Raw genomic sequence first — 700 nt, forward strand, 5'->3', positions numbered from 1 at the left:
AGTCGGGGGGGGGTCAGCAGGGCGGCGGGCAGGAAGATCTGCTGCGGGCTCAGCACGCGCAGCAGGACGGGGCCGAGGGCGAAGCCGAGCACCGCCGTACCGCCCGAGGTGATGTTCATCAGCGAACGGGCCATCACATAGCCGGAAGCCGGCACCACCTCGGCGAGCACCCCCATCCGGGTGCCCGTCCCCAGCGACTGGAAGAACCCGAGCACCAGCAGCAGACCGAACCGGCCGGCCAGCGGCAGCCCTGGGATCGCCTGCGCCGCGACCCCCAGCAGCGAGAGGCACTGGAGCAGGACGAGCGTCCGGCGCGGCCGCCGCCCGTCCGCCACCGACATCAGCGTCAGCGCCCCGAGCACGGCGGCGAAGGTGGCGCCGTACATGCTGACGGCGGTCAGGAAGGGGGAGCCGGTCTGCCGGCCGACCAGCGTCGCAAGGGCGAAGCCCGACAGGGTACTTGCGGCAGCCGTCAGGCCGAAGGCGGCGTACAGTCCGGCGAACTCGAGGTTGCGGAGCAGGCCACGGTAGCCGGTGACGGCGGGCGTCACGGGCGGAAGGGTGTGGGTAGGCATGAAAAAAGCCTCCGGACGCCCCAACTGGGCACACCGAAGGCCAACACCCCCATTCTAGCAGCCCGTTCCGGCAGTCCGTCGGAAATTGCCGCGAGCTCCGTCGGCCGTCTTCGATATCGTCGGGT

At 71.0% G+C, this 700-nt stretch carries 1 protein-coding gene; it reads right to left on the bottom strand.

The window, feature by feature from the left end:
- Positions 1-575: MFS transporter (locus ABD323_RS42915; RefSeq protein WP_486327181.1), on the bottom strand; the 575-nt coding region annotated here is incomplete at its 3' end.
- Positions 576-700 lie beyond the last annotated feature (125 nt).

This window comes from Kitasatospora nipponensis, assembly GCF_039528135.1.
In the GTDB taxonomy this organism is placed as follows: domain Bacteria; phylum Actinomycetota; class Actinomycetes; order Streptomycetales; family Streptomycetaceae; genus Kitasatospora; species Kitasatospora nipponensis.